This window comes from Metallosphaera javensis (ex Sakai et al. 2022) (assembly GCA_021654415.1).
GTDB classification, from domain to species: Archaea; Thermoproteota; Thermoprotei_A; order Sulfolobales; family Sulfolobaceae; genus Metallosphaera; species Metallosphaera javensis.
On record AP024487.1, the window covers coordinates 235,388 to 249,127 of the forward strand.

20 protein-coding genes are annotated in these 13,740 nt (G+C 46.9%); 9 read left to right on the forward strand and 11 right to left on the reverse strand.

Annotation, left to right across the window (positions count from 1 at the left end):
• Positions 1-188 precede the first annotated feature (188 nt).
• Positions 189-701 carry an NADH-quinone oxidoreductase subunit B gene (locus QVC96_RS01380; protein WP_012021939.1) on the forward strand — a complete coding sequence of 171 codons (513 nt, stop codon included), beginning with the start codon at positions 189-191 and terminating at the stop codon, positions 699-701.
• Here the strand turns inward: QVC96_RS01380 and QVC96_RS01385 are convergent.
• The 5 genes from QVC96_RS01385 to QVC96_RS01405 are packed head-to-tail and all read right to left on the reverse strand — an operon-like array spanning position 680 to position 4,196.
• Positions 680-1,867 carry a glycerate 2-kinase gene (locus QVC96_RS01385; RefSeq protein ID WP_287689732.1) on the reverse strand — a complete coding sequence of 396 codons (1,188 nt, stop codon included), beginning with the start codon at positions 1,865-1,867 and terminating at the stop codon, positions 680-682. The genes QVC96_RS01380 and QVC96_RS01385 overlap by 22 nt on opposite strands.
• Complete coding sequence (locus QVC96_RS01390) at positions 1,788-2,960, reverse strand: MFS transporter (RefSeq protein ID WP_238025725.1); 1,173 nt, start codon at positions 2,958-2,960, stop codon at positions 1,788-1,790. Before QVC96_RS01390 ends, QVC96_RS01385 begins: the two co-directional genes overlap by 80 nt.
• A complete protein-coding gene (locus QVC96_RS01395; RefSeq protein WP_425598008.1) occupies positions 2,957-3,223 on the reverse strand; it encodes a hypothetical protein in 267 nt (88 codons plus the stop codon). Before QVC96_RS01395 ends, QVC96_RS01390 begins: the two co-directional genes overlap by 4 nt.
• A gap of 58 nt (positions 3,224-3,281) precedes the next feature.
• Positions 3,282-3,923, reverse strand: a complete 642-nt coding sequence (locus tag QVC96_RS01400; RefSeq protein ID WP_238025722.1) for a metal-dependent transcriptional regulator — start codon at positions 3,921-3,923, stop codon at positions 3,282-3,284.
• Positions 3,924-3,935: 12 nt separating this feature from the next.
• Entirely contained in the window at positions 3,936-4,196 is a 261-nt protein-coding gene (locus QVC96_RS01405) for a hypothetical protein (protein WP_425597971.1), read from the reverse strand.
• A gap of 89 nt (positions 4,197-4,285) precedes the next feature.
• Here QVC96_RS01405 and QVC96_RS01410 point away from each other — a divergent pair, with 89 nt between their 5' ends.
• Both QVC96_RS01410 and QVC96_RS01415 read left to right on the forward strand, forming a co-directional pair.
• Complete coding sequence (locus tag QVC96_RS01410) at positions 4,286-4,711, forward strand: hypothetical protein (RefSeq protein ID WP_238025721.1); 426 nt, start codon at positions 4,286-4,288, stop codon at positions 4,709-4,711.
• Positions 4,687-5,088, forward strand: coding sequence for a hypothetical protein (locus QVC96_RS01415; RefSeq protein ID WP_238025720.1), 402 nt, complete (start codon positions 4,687-4,689; stop codon positions 5,086-5,088). Before QVC96_RS01410 ends, QVC96_RS01415 begins: the two co-directional genes overlap by 25 nt.
• On the opposite strand, the gene QVC96_RS01420 is transcribed toward QVC96_RS01415, so the two are convergent.
• The 3 genes from QVC96_RS01420 to mobB are packed head-to-tail and all read right to left on the reverse strand — an operon-like array spanning position 5,080 to position 6,962.
• A complete protein-coding gene (locus QVC96_RS01420) occupies positions 5,080-5,775 on the reverse strand; it encodes a class I SAM-dependent methyltransferase (protein ID WP_238025719.1) in 696 nt (231 codons plus the stop codon). The genes QVC96_RS01415 and QVC96_RS01420 overlap by 9 nt on opposite strands.
• Position 5,776: 1 nt before the next feature.
• Positions 5,777-6,484 carry a CBS domain-containing protein gene (locus QVC96_RS01425; RefSeq protein ID WP_238025718.1) on the reverse strand — a complete coding sequence of 236 codons (708 nt, stop codon included), beginning with the start codon at positions 6,482-6,484 and terminating at the stop codon, positions 5,777-5,779.
• A complete protein-coding gene (mobB, locus tag QVC96_RS01430; RefSeq protein ID WP_238025717.1) occupies positions 6,477-6,962 on the reverse strand; it encodes a molybdopterin-guanine dinucleotide biosynthesis protein B in 486 nt (161 codons plus the stop codon). The genes QVC96_RS01425 and mobB overlap by 8 nt, the downstream gene beginning before the upstream one ends.
• 28 nt (positions 6,963-6,990) lie before the next feature.
• Here mobB and QVC96_RS01435 point away from each other — a divergent pair, with 28 nt between their 5' ends.
• The 4 genes from QVC96_RS01435 to QVC96_RS01450 all read left to right on the forward strand — a co-directional run bounded on the left by QVC96_RS01435 (position 6,991) and on the right by QVC96_RS01450 (position 10,944).
• On the forward strand, positions 6,991-8,151 hold the full coding sequence (locus QVC96_RS01435) for a molybdopterin molybdotransferase MoeA (RefSeq protein ID WP_287689734.1): 1,161 nt from the start codon (positions 6,991-6,993) through the stop codon (positions 8,149-8,151).
• Positions 8,132-8,728, forward strand: a complete 597-nt coding sequence (gene mobA, locus QVC96_RS01440) for a molybdenum cofactor guanylyltransferase (RefSeq protein WP_287689735.1) — start codon at positions 8,132-8,134, stop codon at positions 8,726-8,728. Before QVC96_RS01435 ends, mobA begins: the two co-directional genes overlap by 20 nt.
• A gap of 354 nt (positions 8,729-9,082) precedes the next feature.
• Positions 9,083-9,751 (forward strand): diphthine--ammonia ligase, encoded by a 669-nt coding sequence (locus QVC96_RS01445; RefSeq protein ID WP_287689736.1) that lies wholly within the window; start codon positions 9,083-9,085, stop codon positions 9,749-9,751.
• Positions 9,721-10,944 (forward strand): amidohydrolase, encoded by a 1,224-nt coding sequence (locus QVC96_RS01450; RefSeq protein ID WP_287689737.1) that lies wholly within the window; start codon positions 9,721-9,723, stop codon positions 10,942-10,944. The genes QVC96_RS01445 and QVC96_RS01450 overlap by 31 nt, the downstream gene beginning before the upstream one ends.
• On the opposite strand, the gene lrs14 is transcribed toward QVC96_RS01450, so the two are convergent.
• The gene (lrs14, locus tag QVC96_RS01455; RefSeq protein ID WP_012021954.1) at positions 10,927-11,325 is read right to left on the reverse strand and encodes an HTH-type transcriptional regulator Lrs14; all 399 of its coding nucleotides are present in this window, start codon (positions 11,323-11,325) and stop codon (positions 10,927-10,929) included. The two genes, QVC96_RS01450 and lrs14, sit on opposite strands and share 18 nt — an antisense overlap.
• Before the next feature lie 246 nt (positions 11,326-11,571).
• On the opposite strand from lrs14, the gene QVC96_RS01460 reads away from it, so the two are divergent.
• On the forward strand, positions 11,572-11,736 hold the full coding sequence (locus tag QVC96_RS01460; protein ID WP_012021955.1) for an AbrB/MazE/SpoVT family DNA-binding domain-containing protein: 165 nt from the start codon (positions 11,572-11,574) through the stop codon (positions 11,734-11,736).
• A gap of 31 nt (positions 11,737-11,767) precedes the next feature.
• Complete coding sequence (locus QVC96_RS01465) at positions 11,768-12,529, forward strand: TatD family hydrolase (RefSeq protein WP_238025710.1); 762 nt, start codon at positions 11,768-11,770, stop codon at positions 12,527-12,529.
• On the opposite strand, the gene QVC96_RS01470 is transcribed toward QVC96_RS01465, so the two are convergent.
• Both QVC96_RS01470 and QVC96_RS01475 read right to left on the reverse strand, forming a co-directional pair.
• Positions 12,490-12,678, reverse strand: coding sequence for a hypothetical protein (locus tag QVC96_RS01470; protein ID WP_012021957.1), 189 nt, complete (start codon positions 12,676-12,678; stop codon positions 12,490-12,492). The genes QVC96_RS01465 and QVC96_RS01470 overlap by 40 nt on opposite strands.
• Positions 12,679-13,701 carry an oxidase gene (locus QVC96_RS01475; RefSeq protein WP_287689738.1) on the reverse strand — a complete coding sequence of 341 codons (1,023 nt, stop codon included), beginning with the start codon at positions 13,699-13,701 and terminating at the stop codon, positions 12,679-12,681.
• Positions 13,702-13,740: the final 39 nt, after the last annotated feature.

The window sequence follows — 13,740 nt, forward strand, 5'->3', positions numbered from 1 at the left end:
GCGCTCTTTACTGACGCATGACCGATGATAGATGAGGTGATCTCTGAAGAGTGATGAGCCTCAAACCGTAAATAACATAGAACAGGTCTAAAGAAATTTAAAAACTAAGAATTAAATTTGGTCACTATTTTCAACTTCTAAAATAGAATACTTATTAGGACCTAAAGCCACTTCTATCGTGATCAACAATGAGCGATCAATTACTTCTCACAGGAAACTTGGAGGAATCGGCCCGCAAGGCTGCGCAGTGGTTACTCAACAGGAAACCGGTGAAAACCCTAAGGGATTGGGGAATAGCGTTCTCGTTGTGGCCCCCGCATTTCACCACTAGCTGTTGCGGAACTGAGTTCGGGGCGTTCGCCGCAGCAAGGTTTGATGCAGAGAGATTTGGAATGCTTCCCTTCGCTTCCTCTAGGCAGTCAAATATCTTGACAATTGAGGGAACTTTAACCAGGAAGATGGCTCGAGCAGCTAGGATTGTATACGATCAGATGCCGGAGCCCAAGTACGTTATTGCCCTAGGCGCGTGCATCCTTGAGGGAGGAATATTCTGGAATTCCTACAATACGGTACTTCCCTCTGACGTGGGAATACCGGTTGACCTCTACCTACCGGGATGCCCCACAAGACCTGAGGCCATTGCTAGAGGTCTTCTGATGTTACAGAAGAAGATAAGGACTCAGGGAGCCATAAGAACGTAGACGTTATTTACGTTAGTTCCAGTGGGCCCAGTGGCAATCACGGCTCCCATTTTCTCAAGTAACTCGTACGATGAGTGAGCCTCCAAGGCTTTCCTTATTTCCCTCTTGGACACATTCGTTCCCCCTGAAACCACGCAGCCCGCGTACTCGCTATTTCCATCAACACCGTCTGTGGCTATAGCGTATAGCTTAACCTCTGGCACCCTCACCCATTCCAAGAAGGATAGGCAAACCTCACCGTTCCTTCCGCCCTTGCCTGCAGGACCCCTCACCGTCACCTCAGGCTCTCCGCCCAAGAGGAGAGTGAATGGCCTCTTGAGACCGGAATTCCTGGTATTCACAATAGAGGCAAGAAATGCCCCTAAGGATCTGGCCTCTCCCCTAACTTCGCTGGAAAGTATAGTTGCTCCAGGCATATCAGTAAGGCCTTGGAGAACGTCATCCACACTTTGAATGAGAAAGGCCCAGGAGTTGTCCAGCCTTTTTGGTGTTTCCTCTAGATATTCTGACAGGTCTAGGTTCAACTGTTCCAAGAGTTCCTTCGCCTCATCCACGGTAGAGGAATCTGGGAGTGTGGGCCCGCTTCCCACCACCGATAGATCATTTCCTGGAACGTCACTCACAACCAGAGTAACCACTGGAGATCTGCTCAGGGTGGCAAGTCTTCCACCCTTGACCCTTGAGAGATGTTTCCTGACCACGTTAATCTCATCTATTCCAAGTCCAGATATCACAAGCCTCTTCATGGCCTCCACGTAACTGGAGGGTGGAGGAATTGGATCCTCCATAAGGGAGGACGCGCCTCCAGACAGGAGAAAGATAACAAGATCGTAGTCCCAGGATGTGAGGGCTTCTCTCACCTGCCTCCCAGCCCTGAAGCTATCCTCATCTGGGTAGGGATGGGAAGACTGTATAACCGTGGCATTGCCCTCAACGTTGAGGCCATCTCCCTTGGGCTTAATCACAATTGCCTGATAACTGCTCAACCTTTCCAAGAAGAAGTTGGCCATCCTCACTGAGGCTTTGCCCACTGATATCACGAGAGGTTTGGAGAAGCGAAACCTCGCCCCCTCCACTACCAACTCGTTACTCCTTACCTGTACTTTCCTCTCTAATGCTCTCCTCGGATCCGAAAGAGCCAGCACCCTCTCTACTACCTGATCCACGATACATCATGAGGAACCCTACAGTTAAAAGGGCTAATCCCACCAGAACAACCGGAAGCCTGGTCCCAACCACGCCAACAATGAATGAGTAGGAAAGCGCAAGCGTGGAGGCCACAAGCGACGAGATGGTGGTGATGAGACCCCAGGTTCTTCCCATCAGGCTATTGGGAACCCTGAGCCTGAGATCTGATCTGATGGAAATGGACTGAATAGAGCTCAGAAGCCCCCTGATCACCAGCAACGCATAAACCAGGTCAAGGGGAGATAGGGCTATCATTACAAGAACTAAGCCTAGGAGCAGTGAACCAGCCCTGGCCCATACCTTCACCGAACTTTCCCTTATCTTCTCGCCGCTCAGAATCGCCCCTATTCCGTTCCCCATTGTGGTTAGCAGGCTCACCAGCGCAAGTGAAGGTTCAATTGATGACACCACGAAAACCAGGCTGTTCATCATTACCGGGATTACGTCGAGAAAAGAGAAAACTAGTACTGGATAAAGCAGTAACCCCTTGGGAATCTTCCCCCTGTGCTCCTCTTTCCTGGCTCTGACCCTGACATTTCCTATGAAGAGCACCGTCAATCCTCTCATCAGTGACGCAATGGAGAGAAATAGCGTAATCCCCAGAGCCGGATAGGAAAGGCTAACTAGACCTCCTATGACGGAGGAAATGGAGATGGTAAGCGAGTTAAGCGAAGTCCCTCCCAGAACCTGCCTTCTCTCCATAACGGATTGCACAAGACCTGCGGAGAGAGGACCGTTGAGAGAGGTGAGTAGGTTGAAAGCGATGTAGGAAACTGGGGTTAGCTTGAGACTCAGGATGGGCAGCAGCATGAGCCCTGCCTGAGATAGCCTTGTCAGCATGAGGGCTTTCCTCCTGTCAAGCGAATCACTGATATACCCGGAGGGAAGGCGTATCAAGGCACCTGCCAGCATGGTTCCTCCGACGACCAGAGAGTAAAAGGAAGGAGAGACCAGCAAAAGGATGTAAGCTGTTATTACATTGAACATTATTCCAGAGATGTGGGAAAGGGAGATGGAAGCCCAATAAAACCTGAAGCTCTTGTTCTCGCTCAGTATCTTACCAAGTCTCAACCCTTCTTCAACTCCTTATAGAGCTGAGATGCAACCTTTCTCCCTTCCTTGCTGAGGTCGTAATATATCCCCTTGGGCTTGGTTCCCATCTCCTTGGCTTTCACCTTCAGCCAAGGCTTTACCGAGGACGTAACTGACCTCTTTAGTGAGCCCTGAAATCTAACCAAGTAACCCAGCCTCTCCAGCTCCACGCACTCCTTCTCCACAAGATCAGGATCATACTTTGGGGCCCATCCACTTTCTCCCATGAGACGTCTGGCCATATACCAGGGGTTATCTGGTCCGAACTTGTAGATATGTGTCAGGATCAGCTTTTGAAGGTCATTGAGTTCCACGGACTATCACCTGTTCCGTGAGCGATCTGGGCACAACGCTCTCCCTATCATCGTTCTGAATCTTAACCTCTCCGCGTGAGTTTTGCACCACCCTCACCTTTCTCCCGGGTAAGAGTCCGAGAGAATCCGCCATTCTCAGTATCCACTCCTTTTCCTTCACAATCATGAGCACCGTGTATTCTCCGGGCTTCGCTTCACTCAGCTGTATCCCCTCAACCTGCTCTTCCCTACCTGGAATTGGATGCCCATGGGGACAGGTCTTGGGATGACCCACAACCTCGTCTATCTTATCCAGTACGTCCTCCGGCCAGATGTGTTCCAGCCTGTGAGCGAGCTCGTGAGCTCTGATCCAGTCCAGACCAATTACGTCTGTGAGGAGTCTCTCAGAAAGGCGATGAGATCTAATCAGCCTCACGGCAAGTCTCTTTCCATCCTCGGTGAGCCTAATCCTCCTGGATTTCCTGTCTATAAACCCTAAGGATTCAAGCCTATCCAATGCCTTACTTATGGTACCTGGGGATATTGAGAAAGCCTCTATCAGATCCACGACCTTGGCATTACCCTTAGTTTCCTCAAGCTCGTAGATCTCCTTAAGGTAATTTTCCAGTGGCTCAGATAATTCTGACATAAACTCTATTTCTCACGCCTTGATTTTAGTCTTTATACTTTCAATGAGTCTGGTGACCGATTCCTCCTTGGCGAATACCTCAATATGGGCGTTAAACTTCCCCATAATCCCCTGGTCCTTAAGGTAGGCCTTTACGTTATTGATAACCTCGTCAACCGCAGATGAGATATGGTCGTGGAGGCCGGTCTTGGACAAACCATCAGGAACCTCCACGTTATCTACTTTCACAATTGCATAGAATTTCTTACTATCTCCCGTCAATGGGATCGCCAAATATGATAGAGTAGTACGTTGGTAAAAAGATTAAGGTACGAAGCTCGAATCAACAAAAATATTTAAGCGTGAGGATAAACAATTCTTTGATGTTTAAGGTAATTTTTAGAGTGACCACGGAAAGAAGGGACACGGAAGGGTTGGCAGGAATCAGGAGGGCTGGTTTTATCCCCTATATGGCTAAGAGAAACGGAGACGAAGAGATATACTCAACGGTTTACAGGACAAACGATATTGAGGAGCTTAGAGAGGCAATTAGTGAGGCTGCATTTTTCCTAGGAAAGGCTGGGAGGAAGGGCGGACAGAACTTTGCCACTGTTTTTAAGGTTAACGACAGTTACCTGGGAAAGGGTATAGGAGGCGTGCTGGGAGCGTCTCTTGGGCTGAAGTTGGGTGGTATCCCTGGTTTATTCATAGGCGCACTGGGAGGACTTCTCCTAGGGGAGGTTTTTGACATAGAGTTAAATGAAACCTATGCAGGTGTATACACATGGCCAATGTCGATAGGGCAGTAACGAGGAGAGTAGTCAGCATACTGATAGGTTCGATGATGTTTTTCTCCTCAGTATACCTTGTGGACAAAGTACCCTTTAATCTCTTTGAAATGATAGCTACCTTCAATCCCTACATCCTGTATTACGTCGGCCTTATACTGGGAGCGGAGAGAATTATTTTCGGGATAACTAATAACAAGAGGCTATATTACCTTCTCATGGGCGAAGGTGATCTAGCAGCTTACGTTGTGTTCAGCATGTTCTTCTTTGGTATATTCATGGGCCTTTACATAGGCATATACGCCCTCTTCCTTCAGGGTTTACTTGTTAAGATTGCAGAGGTCGTGAATGGGGTCTCGTACATACTGTTTGCCATAGCCCTGTGGTCCCTACCCTGATGTTTTTACGCAATTTATTAAGGACCATGGACCCATCTGCCTGATGCTTGAAGTTTTGAGCTCAAACCTTTCCGAAATGCCCACGTAGAAGCTCTCCGGCCTCAACTCCAGTTTCCACCACTTTGAAAGCAACTCAGCAATCCTACCTCTTCTGGTGAGCACTCCCATTGTGCACTTCCCGTTTCTCTTCAACACCCTAGAGATCTCAGAGACTGGCTTTGATGGGTCGGGGAACATATGTATCACAAACATGGACGTAACGCCGTCAAAGGATTCATCCCCAAAGGGAAGAGATACGGCGTCCCCTCTCACTGCGATAACTCTTGGCCTTCTCTCCTTGAGAATCCTGAGAAATTTCAGAGAAATGTCAAGCCCGTAACAGTTTTCGCATTTAACATATTCAAATATCTTTCCAGGACCGGTTCCCACGTCCAAGAACTCCCTTCCAGAGGAGTGAGAGGCCACATCCCTGAGTACAGACGAGTAGGTGGCTTTCCCCGTGATCAGGAACCCAAGAGGGGCCCATACATCCTCATAAAGTGGTGCCACTTTCTCAAGGATATCATTGCTCTTGGGCTCCTGCTGGAGGAAATCATAGATTCCGTCAACAACCCTGTATGCATGGCCCTTGGGGCATTTGAGATCGTTAGATAGGGGAAGTCTATCAACAGGACAAACGAAAGCCATGCTAAACTTTCATTGAGTACATATAAATATGCTTGATAAGGTCCTTAAGTGTAACAATATATAAACTGTGATCTACAGAAAAGATTAGACTTCCCACACCTTTCTGCATCATGAGCTCCGCACCATCCCTTAAACTGATGCCTGTGTCGCCCTTAACCAGGTAGGGGACCATGACCTGCTTCACTTCCTCCTGAAGAGTTAACTTATCTGAAAATCTATAAACAATGTCCCTTGCAGATATCATTCCCAGTGGTTGATCTTCGACCACAGGCAAGTGCCTTATGGAGTTCCTGACCATTATCTCGGCCGCAGTTGAGAGCCTGGTGAATCCCTCCACGGTAATTGCTCTCACAGCCAGATCGAACATTCTTTCCTCATCGCTCCACTCGTAACCCCTGACCAGGTCCTTTTCTGTCACAATCTTTCCATCCACTATTACAGCATCCACAGAGTTCTGCATCATAGCCTTAGCTATCTCTAGTGGGTCTCCCTTCACCTGGATTATCCTTTTCAGCTTCACGTTACTCAGCTTGTCTTCAACCGACCTCTCCAAGATCTGCCTCATGGCCTCATCAACGGTAAACAGCCCGGCCATCTTGCCCTCACACGTGACCACAATCCTTCTTATTCTGTTAGTTTTCATGAAGAATATTGTGTCTAGAACAGTTGAGGAACAATCCAGCGAGATAATCTCTGAGCCTTCAATCAAGAAGTTTTACCTCTTTAATTCCCCATTTTTTCATTAACCTATAAAGCGTCATGTATACCATTTTATCTTTTTGTTCAGGAAATACCTCAAGGGAGACGCTATGCTTGCATTGAGAGGCCTCTTCCACTATCTCCCTCACTAACTCATCAGCTTCCGAGGGGTTATTCACCAAGAATTTCCTACCCAGATCCCTATCAGCGAAACCCTCCACAAGGATGACATCGGCGGGAATCAGATCTAGGTAATCGGGAGAGGAACATCTCCAGAGGAGAGCGCAATCATTGCTGTGCAACACTGTCACGTCAGATCCAGCACTCATGAAGCGCGCTGTGTCCTTTCCCGAAGGGTTTATCTCGTGATGGGTATGTTTCACCGTAGCTACGGTCAAACCTCTCTCCTTTAGGGCTGAGACAGCTCTCTCTATTACCAGCGTTTTCCCGCTATCCTTCTTTCCCACTATCTGAAAGATGCAATCCATATTAACTGGGAATATCGATGGATTATGAATGCTCATTCCAATCGATGAAGCTAGATCCCTCATTGAGAACATGTCAGTGTCGCCCGTCAGAAGGGCAAGACTGGATCCTATGTCTGCGGTGGGAAAGGTTCTCGCGGAGGACGTGATAGCCCTCAGGGACACGCCTGAAAGGGACATCTCTGCCATGGATGGGTTCGCATTCAGGTTCAGTGACCTGCAGGAAATGAAGGAACTGAGAATAGTTGGGAAACTCTTCCCCTCAACCAGGGAATTGCCTACCCTAGGAAGGGGAGAGGCGTACTACATCACCACCGGCGCACCGCTACCCGTTGGTGCTGACACCGTTGCCAGGGCAGAGTTCACCAGGGTAGTGGGTAATACCCTCACGATTAACGGGCCGGTGAGCAGGGGAAAGGATGTTCGCCAAAGGGGAGAGGACGTGAAGGCGGGAGAGCTTCTTATCCCCAGGGGAACTTACCTGACTCCTTACCACCTTCCAATTCTTCTACAGCAGAGGATAAACGAGGTTGAGGTTCTAGATATCTCCTTCTGTATTTTCGGAAACGGCGACGAGATAGTTCCATGGGGATCCGAAGGGGATGGAATACCTGACTCCATCGGACCAGCGTTCATGAAACTACTCGAGAGGTTCGGGCGAACCCATTATCAGGGGATAGCCAGGGATAACCTTGATGACGTAAAGAAGATGATCTCCAAATGCGCTGGGGGTTTCGATTTCGTTTTGTCAATTGGTGGCTCTTCAGTTGGCGAGAGGGATTTCGTGAAGAGGGCCATCTCTGAGATGGGGAAACTGCTCTTTGAGGGAGTGTCCACCAACGTAATAAAGAGGGGAGCCGTGGGAATAGTCTCGGGTAAACCGATTCTTGTCCTGCCGGGTCAAATAGTGTCAGCGGTTACAACATTTCATGAGCACGGGCTTCACATACTCACGAGGATGACGGGAATGGAATTGAGGGAGTATGTTAAGTGCAGACTGGGAAGCGAGGTCACAGTGGATCACAAGATGGATTCCACGTATCTCGTCAAACTTGATGGAGATAGGGCGTTCCCCCTTAGATGGGGCGTAGGTCTATATAGCGAGCTGGGTAAGGCCTCAGGGTTTACCATATTGAGGAGAGGGACAACATACAGGGAGGGCGAAGAAATAGTTGTTCAGAGATTCCTTTGATGTTGTGATCTTGGCAGGAGGAAATTCCACCAGATTCGGCACGGACAAATGCGAGTTCGAAATTGACGGCAAATCAATGTTGAGGAGAGTGGCTGATCTCTTTCAATCTCCCATTGTTGTCACGGACAGGCCTAGAGATGTTAACGGAAAAATCGTTCATGACAGGTGGAAGGAAGGACCACTTAAGGCGCTCAAACTTGCCCTGGAACATATCTCTGGGGAAAAGGTTTTCGTAACAGGATGCGACTTTCCCTTCCTTTCCAGGGAACTTGTGGAAATGTTATGCTCCAAACAGGAGTATGTGGCCACGACACTCACGTGCGGTAGAATTCAGCCATTGTTATCGTGCTATTCCCTCAGCTATCTGAGGAGTAGTATTAACAGTTTTAACTCCATGACTGATCTCATAGTCAACTCGCCCTCCATCTACATTGCAGGATACAGGGAAGTTACCATGTTGGATCCCAGGTTAAGGTCTCTGCTCAACGTAAATAGGTTGAGCGATCTCTGGAAGGTACAACGTCTCTTCTGGAATACTAGAATTTTAAGTAATACGGAAAGATTATCTGTTCTATAGCTCGAGAACAAGGTGCGACTATGATTACCTCCATGAGATTTGATAATACTCTAGCTAGAGAAAATTAAAAATAATTTCGGACTTACCTATTATAGATCATGTATATATTCAGAGTTTACCCTAAAGTACAAAATAGATATCATTATTATCCTTGTTCTTCTACGTTAGTTTTTAGGATGGTATACGTGAATAATCTTTAAAATACTTCACAGGATACTATTAAATCAGATCCCTAATGGCAAAGGGAAAGGAGAAGAAGGGACAGACACAAGGCCAGCCACAGCAGTCTGGCGAAAAGAAGAAATAATGAGGTAGGAGTACGCTTAATATATTAAAAGTTAGCTCTTTTTTGTTATGAAAGTTTGTTCCCTTTTTTCGGGTGGAAAAGACAGTACTTTTGCTCTGCACTGGGCTATACTGAAGGGATTCGAAGTAGAGTGTCTAGTGACCATTCTACCCAGAAGAAAGGATTCCTGGATGTTTCAGTACAATAACGTAGAGCTTACAGAATATCAGGCAGAGGTCTTGGGGATCTCGCTGGTTACCGTAAGGTCATCAGGGGAAAAAGATGCTGAACTATCTGACCTTAGAATGGCACTGAAAACGGTCAAGTCCAGGGGAGCCATGGGTATAGTCACTGGCGCGCTGTTGTCTGACTACCAGAGAATGAACATCAATATGCTAGCGGACGAGCTGGACCTGAAGGTGTACTCTCCCCTGTGGAGAAAGGACCAAGAACGTTATATGAAAGAGCTCATTGAATACGGATTTGAGTTCATCATAACCTCTGCCACGGCGTATGGCTTTCCCTTTGAACTGGTGGGAAAGGTGATCACGATGGAGGACGTGGAGAGGATAGTGGAAAGGTCCAGGAAGTTCGGGTTCAATCCAGCTTTTGAGGGAGGTGAGGCTGAGACCTTTGTGATCAACGCACCGCTGTTCAAAAGAAAATTAATTGTGGAAGGTAAGGCTGTTAAACTAGGCGAATTTGAGTGGGAATATCGAATAGAACATATACGTTAAGGAACTGCTCCTTTGCCCTAGATCACGATCAGATCTTGAGATCAACTAACATCGTGATTGACAATGGTTACATAAAATACGTAGGCAGGGAGATTGAGGGAGACGAGCTGGATTGCAGTGAATACGTTGTGATACCCGGTCTGGTCAACGCTCATACTCATTCGGCCATGACGGTTCTGAGGGGCGTATTCGACGATGGTGAGCTCCACGAATGGTTGGCCAGAATGTGGGAGGAAGAAAGGAAACTTACAAGGGAGATCATGGCCTTAGGTTCAGAACTGGCAGTAATTGAAATGCTTTCCTCCGGAACCACAGCGTTCGTGGACATGTATTTCAACCCTGACCAGGTCAGGGATCTCGCAACCAGATACGGGATAAGGGCGATGGCTGGACCGACACTCATGCGGGAGAAGAGTGTAGATGAAACCATAAGGGAAATGAAAGGACTGGAGGAGAGCGAGCTCTTCAGGCCCATAGTGAACGTTCATAGCCTCTATGCTACAGAACTCAAGAAACTCAGGGAGTTAAGGGATAGCCTGACTCAAGAATACCATCTTCACATTCACCTCTCAGAGACTAGGGAAGAGGTATTTCAGATCAAGAAGAAGTATGGAATGTTCCCGGTTGAGTTAATACACAAGGAGGGCCTAGTTCCGCACGTGCATGGGGTCCACCTGGGATGGGTAACATCATGGGAGCTAAACTATCTAAGGGAGTCCATCGCAGTAACACACTGTCCCACATCCAACATGAAACTTGCCACCGGGGGAGCTTTTCCCATGAAGGAGGCATTGGATCAGGGACTCAATGTTACCATAGGAACTGATGGCGCGGCAAGTAATAACTCGCTCAACATGTTCCATGAGATGAAGACGGCTGTTTTACTTCAGAGACATAACTACTGGTCCACGGGGATAACGGCTACTGACGTGTTTAAGGCTTCAACCATCAACGGGTACAAGATGTTGGGCATACGTGGTGGAGGGATCAAGCCGGGATACGTTGCTGACCTTGTCCTGCTCAATAAGGATGATCTATACCCCCTGGTAAGAGAGAGGCTCCTCTCCCACCTGGTTTACAACCCTCCCAGGGAAGTTGAAAAGGTGATAATTCAAGGAAAAGTGGTATATCAAAAGAATGACTTTAAGGAAAGGTTAAAGAAACTCCTGGAGAAGTTAAGCTTTTACCTCTAAGGGCTTGAATTCCTGGTTAACAAGTTCAGCCATCTTCTCTGAGCAATCTCTTATATCGCTCAACATTTTTCCCTTGAGGTCGTTATACTCCTTCGCCTTGTAAAGATATCTAGGCCTTCCAGCCTTATTTCCTGGCTCCTTAATCCTCATGACTAGGTTCATTTCAAGCAACTTGTTAAGGCTCCTGTTTATTGAAGCCTTGGACAGCTTCAGTTCCTTTTCCAGTTCCTCAGTTCCTCTGGCTCCTCCCCTCATTAACCCCATCAAAACCTGAACGTCAGTCTCGGACAATCCGTAACAAAAGGAGAGTATATCTACTAAACCAGCATCTTTCCCTGAAGGTAGTTTTATTCTAGCTCCACTTATCTGACTTTGAGACATTATAACCACAAATAAAGAATGTAATCACGAGCTATATATATTTTTTCCTAACGATTTATGGATATCATTTGAACTACCCCTTGGAGAAAAGGCGTTATACAAAATAAGAGATAATAGGAGTAAATATAATTATGTGAATTCTTCCACTAGAGACCATATTCTCACTTAAAGACCTAGAACATTTAATTACACATTTAGAAAAGATTTATATACCTCTTCCAATAGATAGGTATCATAGTGATCTAAATGGAAGTTGAAGAGATAGTAAAGGTCAGCAGGAATTATCAAGTAACGATTCCTGCAAAGATCAGGCAAAAATTCCAGATAAAGGAAGGGGATCTTGTAAAGGTAATTTATGACGAGAAGGAAAATGCTGTAAAGATTTCCATAATGGGGGAGCCGTGGAAATAATTTTTAATCTTCAAAATTTTTAATCTTTTTTATGCTTCTAGATGCTCACGCTCATATTGATGTGAAAGAGTTTGATTCCGACAGAGATCAAGTTCTCTCCAGGTGCGAGATTCTGATTGTGAATGCTGGTGTGGACCTTACCACTAACTTAACTACGCTGGAATTATCTAAGAGATATAGAAATGTTATACCTGCGATTGGTTTTCATCCTGAATTCATAGAAAGGGTTGAGCAGGAACTGGAACAAATAAAGGCATTGGTGAACATTGCTCCCATAATCAGTGAAGTTGGTTTAGATTACTTCTGGATTAAGGATGAGACTTTGAGGAAAAAGCAGAGAGAGGTTTTAGAGATTTTCATGCAACTGGGACAGGCTCAAAATAAACCTCTCATAATCCATTCTAGGGGTGGAATGAGGGAGATTCTGGACCTAGTCCCCAGTTATGGGGTGAGGTTTGCAATTCACGGGTATGAGGGCAGTGTAAGGGATGCTTTAAAGATCGTGGAATTGGGTGGCTTCGTGTCTTTTCCACCTATAATCGTGAGGGACAAGGGGAGAAGAGAGATAGCGAAGCATGTGCATGAGGATCACATTCTCACAGAGACCGATTCACCTTTCATGGGACCTGACAAGAGCAGAAATGAACCCTGTAACGTAAGGATAACCATTGAAACCCTCACAGAAATAAGGAAAGCAAAAAGAGAGGAAATTGAAGAAAAAATTATGAATAACTTCAGGAGGTTACTTGGACCTCATTTCTCCTCGCTGGGAGCGAATCTGACGAATAGATAGAATGCTATGAATCCCAGGAATGCCATGGCCGTAAACAGGCCTGTGTAAGGCGCTGCCGCTGAGTGTAGGGTTATATCTACGAGCTCCCAGACAAGGAGGAGAATGGCCAGTACGTAGCCTATACCCAATAGCTTGAAGAAGCTCACCATTTAGCTCCCCTCCACAAGAATTGTCCCCCAGGCTCCCATGACGTAGCCCTTATCCTGTCCTATGAAATTGTTGGACATTCCCTGGGGATTATAGACGTTGTAGACTGGGGTATCTATTCCATACACGTATGCAGGGGCCGTTGCGTTGAAGGTGAAGGTTATTGGAGTGCTGTAGGTTATGGGCTTTTGAGCGACCGGAGTTATGGTACCGTTCCACCAGACTGCATAGACTCCAACCATCACGTTGGACACGGGACTGGCAACACCGCTGGACGAGTAGTTGTACAGGTAATTGTGGTCGCTGGCGGGAGTGGTGAACACCAGGTTGAGAGTCACCTGTTTGCCTGCCTGAGCTACCAGTGTTGGACCTGGAACAGAGCTGTTGAACAAACCGTACTTATCCGTGACTAGGGTGACTGGTCCGTTTATTGTTACTATGGGCGGATTGTAGGGATCTCCCACTAAACCATTAGTCTGAGCTCTAGTGTCCTGGGCTTGTAGCTGTGAAATTGAGGTTGAAGAGAAGTAACCGTTTGTGGGAAGGACTAGCAGTTCGCCCTCCTGATAGCTGAACCATGGCCCGTTATATTCACCATTGAGGAAAACGAAGGGTCCTGTAATATTGGGCACCCTCAATGCATCGTAAGTGGTTAGCCCGGGAACTATCTGGTCGTCCACGACCTGGTCCGCGTAGTCCGGGAAGTAGAAGTTTCCTGTAACGTCAGCGGAAGTGATGGTAAGGTTCAGCCAGTCGCCCGGATGAGCCACTATCAGGTTATAGAGAACTGGGGATCCCAGTTCCTGAGCATTAACTGCACCACTTTCCTGAGTCTTGAATACGTATTGTTCCGCTACTATCCTAGTGTTGATAATATCCTGAGACGACACCTTGCTCAGAACTGAGAGTGTATTGGGAACTCCTCCCACTGTGAAGTCCTGAGGGAGAGTACCAACTATAACAACAGCGAATAAAATAATCACGAATAAAGCCCAAGCCAACTCATATTTCTCCTTTTTGTCCATTTTTATCACCTCAACTAAAAACACACGAAATTAAAAAAA